The following is a 5164-nucleotide window of genomic DNA, read 5'->3' as shown; positions in this document are numbered from 1 at the left end:
CGGAAAGACAGTAGGAAGCGTGGCGGAAAGACGATAAAGCTAGCTTTGCTCGACCATCTCCTTAATCGTCTCTTTTAGCCAGCGTAACTTGGGGTTATGGGAGTTACGCTTATGCCACATCAAGGTGATGGGGATCTCGATGAGTTTGCTCGCTTCAGCACTGATGGGTAAAGGTCTGGTGACTAAGTTGGGATGATATTGCTTAATATAATCTCGGCAATAGCTTGGCGCAGTGGTTAACATGGTCTGATGGGGTTGCGCCGTCATAAACAAGGACTGCTCGAAGGTGGATAACGACAGGCCAATATTACGGCTTAGTCCAGTTTCAGCTAAAATCTCATCCAGCGCCCAGGCCTCAGTCTTTTCCCAAAGAATATTGATATGACGGTACTTTAAGAAGGTGTCTATATTCCAGCTTTCATCAAGCGCCGGATGATCTTGCCTGAGATACACCAGAGGTAGATCGGTAAACAGCACTTCATAATCGATAAAATAGGGCAGTAAATCGAGTGTTTCAGGTGAACGCGGATGGCTTTCTCGTCCACATAAACCGATATCGGCCTCACCATTGATAATGGCCGCTAACGAGTCATACTCCCAGTTACGGATTTTAATATTGGCATCTGGATATTGTTGATTGATGCGTTGGGGTAGCTCGCTAAGCTGAAGCATATGTAGCGGCGACTCCATCATCAGCTGAAAGCTGACGCCCTTAGGCGTCTCGCAACTGCGTTTTGAAGCGATTTGAGTCGCAACCTGAAACCATTCAGAAAGCTCGCCTTCCATACTCAAGGCTAGCGGTGTGGCCTGTAATCCTTGTGGGGTACGCACAAACAAGGGATCGTCAAACCAATTTCTGAGTTTTGTCAGAGATTTACTCACCGCCGATGGCGTCACCGACAGCCTCTTAGCTGCCTTGGTCACGCTGCGTTCGTTTAAGAGTAGCTGCATGGTAAACAGCAGATTTAAATCAAGACGATGCAGGGATTTTGTCATTACTGCTTGGCTCCGAAACCTTATGAGTTAACTTGTCACTCGATATTGTCTCACTAGGGACAACAAGCAGGAGTATGATGCTAGTTACGCCTGCGAGGAGTAACAAGAATATCAACATATTAAGTGCGCTCATGCCTAGCCATCCCATCAGTGTGATATAAGCGGCAGAACACGCTATCTGGCTAATACCCAACACTGAGCTAGCCATACCCGCTCTAAGGCTAAAAGGAGAAAGTGCTTGGCTCATTGCCGTGCCGAACCCGATAGAGAATCCTGCGCAAATTAAACTTATCCCGAGTAAGATCACACCGCTTTCAAACTTAAATAGATACCCCGCCATTAACACTGCAGCAGATGATATAAACAGCCACTGAGACGCTAACATGATCCTTTGTTGTCCAAAATGGGTGAGTAATTTAGGTGCTAAAAATGCGGTCGACATACTAATAGCAGCTAAGCCCGCCATCGCCGCCGAGTACTCACCGGTTGAATAGCCCATCTGTTCCATCAATAACATAGGCGAGGTGTTTACATAGGTCAGAATAGCGGTGACGGCTAGAGAAGTCATAATCAAACGACTGATGAATAAGCGAGAGACTAGCGGCTCATTGTGGCCTTGTTGCGGTCCTCGATTGGCTACATTGGTCTTATGGTCATGAGCTTGATTAATGCTGCTTTGTGACTGTGTACTTGTATAAGCCGCCTCAATAAGACGAGGTTTAGATTCTTTTAATATCACCAAACAAAGCTGAAAGATCAACATGGCCATAATTGCCATAGAGAAGAAAAGACTAGACCACTCGAAGCGCATTAAAATCACATGACCTATCACAGGAGCCAAAACCGGCACAATACAGGTAATGCCGTTGATCATGGTCAGCACCTTAGCGCGTTTGTCATCATCTAAGGTATCGCGCAAAATCGCGAAGGTCACCACATAACAAAAACCGGCACCGACACCCTGGCCGAATCGTGCAAATAAGAAGTAATCGACCGTCACAGAGTTTGCGGCATACCAGGAGGCAATAGCAAACGCCGCAGCGCCCATCAAGGCTACTGGTTTACGTCCGATATGATCGGCGCACCATCCGGCTAGTAACATGGTCGAAGCCATACCCGCTAGATAAATAGAGAAGGCCACGTGCAAGTCCGCCTGTGATGCATTTAAATCTCGTGCGATATCAGGCAGGCCGACTAAATACAGATCTATGCCTAAGGGATATACAAGCACTAAAGCGAAACTACACAAAAGGTATCTAAACATTATCAGTTAAGGTCTTATTTTGAGAAACAGCAATGACCGAGAGACTAATGAGTTATGCATTCAAGCGCGAGTTGCCATAACGACAACAGGTATTTCCTGTATGTAAATCGGTATTGCATATCACTTTTATATGCCATCCCAGACGCCTGTTGTTTATGTCATCGACCTACACGGTCTGTGATATTCCCGATATCATTCAGACATTTCCCATATTCCTATGGGTCAGGTAGGAAATGTCGATCATGCCAGGAGCCATTATCAACCGGACTCGTTCCTTCATGTCATCCCGGACTCGTTCCGGGATCCATTCTTAGCTTTTGAGCTAGATTCCGGCCAACAAGCATGCCGGAAAGACGATAAAGCAGTAGATTCCGGCCTACGAGCATGCCGGAAAGACAGTAAAGCAGTGGATTCCGGCCTACGAGCGTACCGGAAAGACAGTAAGTAAGCGTACCGGAAAGACAATAGAGGGAGGTCGTCCTCTCAGCTATCTGCTCTTAACCGTTAAACTTCTTCTTTATCCCTTTCCAGCACTGCGAATAATTCGGCTGGCGCGTCTTTCCTTCAAGCGCAAACTGAGTCGCTTGTATGATGTAACGAGACTCGAACATAAATGCCATGGTGTTCTCATAGCGCTGGGGAGCGAGTTCGACGTTCGATGCCTTCTCGAATACGTCGGCTTCGGGGCCATGGGGCGACATGCAGTTGTGCAGGCTAGAGCCTCCTGGCACAAAGCCATGCTCCTTGGCATCGTATACACCCTCAATCAAGCCCATAAACTCACTCATCATGTTGCGATGATAATAAGGCGGCCTGAAGGTATTCTCGGCCACCATCCAGCGCGGCGGGAACACCACAAAGTCGATGTTGGCCACACCTGGCGCACCGGAAGGCGATGTCAGCACGGTGAAAATTGAAGGATCGGGATGATCGAAACTCACGGTATTGATCACATTGAAGCGTGAAAGATCGTACTTGTAAGGTGCGCTATTACCCGTCCAGGCAACCACATCGAACGGCGAGTGGCCTATGTCACAGCGGAACAGATTGCCGCCAAACTTAGTGATTAATTCGAAATCACCTTGTTTATCTTCGAAACAGGCGACGGGGTAGAGAAAGTCGCGATCGTTGGCGTAACCATTGGCGCCAACCGGGCCGCGCTCGGCTAATACATAAGGTTGACCATAGTTTTCACAGATATAGCCGCGAGCTGTGTCGGTGAGTAACTCGACGGAGAACTTGATGCCACGAGGAATAACTGCAATCTCTCCGGCTTTAATGGCAAGCTTGCCACATTCGGTATGCAAGATGATTTCACCCAGCTCAGGCACAAACAAGAGCTCACCGTCGGCATTGCAAAAATAACGGCCTTGCATCGAGCTATTGGCTGCATAGATATGGATAGCGATACCAGCTTGGCCATTAACACTGCCATTGGCCGCCATGGTGACTAAGCCATCGATAAAATCGGTTTTTGAGCCGGACTCAGAGCTGGGTAACTCGACGGGATCCCAACGTAACATCGACGGCGGGGTGACGACTTCTGTGATAGGAGCACTGCGGATCAAACCATTGTCTATCGCTTCATATTCACCTTGAACCACAGAAGGGCGAATACGGTAGAACCAGTTGCGACGATTATCACAGCGAGGCGCAGTGAAAGCGGTGACATTAAACTGCTCGGCATACAGATCATACTTGACCTTCTGCGGGCTAAACTGACCGATAGGCAGGGCACCTGGCAGGGCTTCGGTCTCAAATTCGTTACCAAAACCTGTCATGTATTCTAGTTCAATAGTCATGCTTGCTTGTCCTTTATGGCACCCAAATTCACACTCAGATGATCTGATTATTGTATTGTTATTTTGCTCTACCACCACAAAACTACTCTCAAGAGAGACTAGTTTCAATGTGTATGCTATAAATAGTCAGTAGGTTTACTGGCAACTTTGGCTGGATTTTGTAAATGAAACGGTACAAATCACAGAAGACAATGGAGATGTTGTTGGCTATAAGTCTCATCAAGTGGCGTTAAACTGAACTCGCCATAAACTGGTCTCATGTGAGAATTAATCAGTATCCGTACTCCCTAACAAACAAGCACACAAAGAACTAAATAAAGAACTAAACAATGAAAGAGAAAGCTAATGCCTGAATCACGCGACCCCAGTCTCTCGTTAAAGCACTTCCTTCCCTATAGGTTAGTGAGCCTGGCTCAAAACGTGAGTGAAAAGTTTGCCGAGGTCTACCAGAGTGAATTTAATCTCACCACACCAGAGTGGAGGATACTGGTCCACCTTGCCGAGCAAGATGATAGTGGAAATGGCCAAAGTGATGTGCGGGACCCAAAAGAAGAGATAAATACCAGCGCTGGCTCAGCAGGCATTAGCGCCAAAGCGCTCACCGTACTGGCATCAATGGATAAGTCCACCGTCTCACGTGCCGTCAAACTAATGTTAGACAAAGGCTACCTGGTAAAACAGCTCGATAAAAATGACAAACGCGCCTCAGTGTTGGCATTAACACAGCAGGGCAAACACCTGTATCAAACCATAGCCCCCAAAGCCCTAGACTGGGAAGCCGATTTGTTAGACGTACTCAGCGCATCCCAATACCGCGACCTGATGCGAATAATAGATAAACTGGATCTCAGATTGAGTTGAGATGCCCACCATACTAAGTCATACCGGACCTGTTCCTTCATGTCATCCCAGACCTGTTCCTTCATGTCATACCGGACCTGTTCCGGTATCCATTCTTAACTTCTTAGCTGGATTAAAAGCTGGGTTCCGGCCAACAGGCACGCCGGAAAGACATGGGGGAAGGACATCTTCTTTGCTCCTGTTTAGTCATCCCGGGCTCCTGTTCTTTCATGTCATCCCAGACCTGTTCCTTCATGTCATA

The 5164-nt window shown here is 47.5% G+C and carries 4 protein-coding genes; 1 reads left to right on the top strand and 3 read right to left on the bottom strand.

Going from position 1 to position 5164, the window contains the following annotated elements; genetic code table 11:
• Window positions 1–39 precede the first annotated feature (39 nt).
• From yidZ to hmgA, 3 genes are all read right to left on the bottom strand, one after another.
• Window positions 40–996, bottom strand: coding sequence for an HTH-type transcriptional regulator YidZ (gene yidZ, locus HRU42_RS20390; protein ID WP_295033846.1), 957 nt, complete (start codon window positions 994–996; stop codon window positions 40–42).
• The gene (locus tag HRU42_RS20385) at window positions 971–2260 is read right to left on the bottom strand and encodes an MFS transporter (RefSeq protein WP_295033845.1); all 1290 of its coding nucleotides are present in this window, start codon (window positions 2258–2260) and stop codon (window positions 971–973) included. Before HRU42_RS20385 ends, yidZ begins: the two co-directional genes overlap by 26 nt.
• A 497-nt stretch (window positions 2261–2757) precedes the next feature.
• The gene (gene hmgA, locus HRU42_RS20380) at window positions 2758–4062 is read right to left on the bottom strand and encodes a homogentisate 1,2-dioxygenase (RefSeq protein ID WP_295033843.1); all 1305 of its coding nucleotides are present in this window, start codon (window positions 4060–4062) and stop codon (window positions 2758–2760) included.
• Window positions 4063–4407: 345 nt separating this feature from the next.
• On the opposite strand from hmgA, the gene HRU42_RS20375 reads away from it, so the two are divergent.
• Window positions 4408–4923, top strand: a complete 516-nt coding sequence (locus HRU42_RS20375; RefSeq protein WP_295033841.1) for a MarR family winged helix-turn-helix transcriptional regulator — start codon at window positions 4408–4410, stop codon at window positions 4921–4923.
• Window positions 4924–5164 lie beyond the last annotated feature (241 nt).

Origin of the sequence: Shewanella sp., from assembly GCF_013214165.1 — a bacterium.
Classification (GTDB): domain Bacteria; phylum Pseudomonadota; class Gammaproteobacteria; order Enterobacterales; family Shewanellaceae; genus Shewanella.
This window is presented reverse-complemented; position numbering and strand designations above follow the sequence as displayed.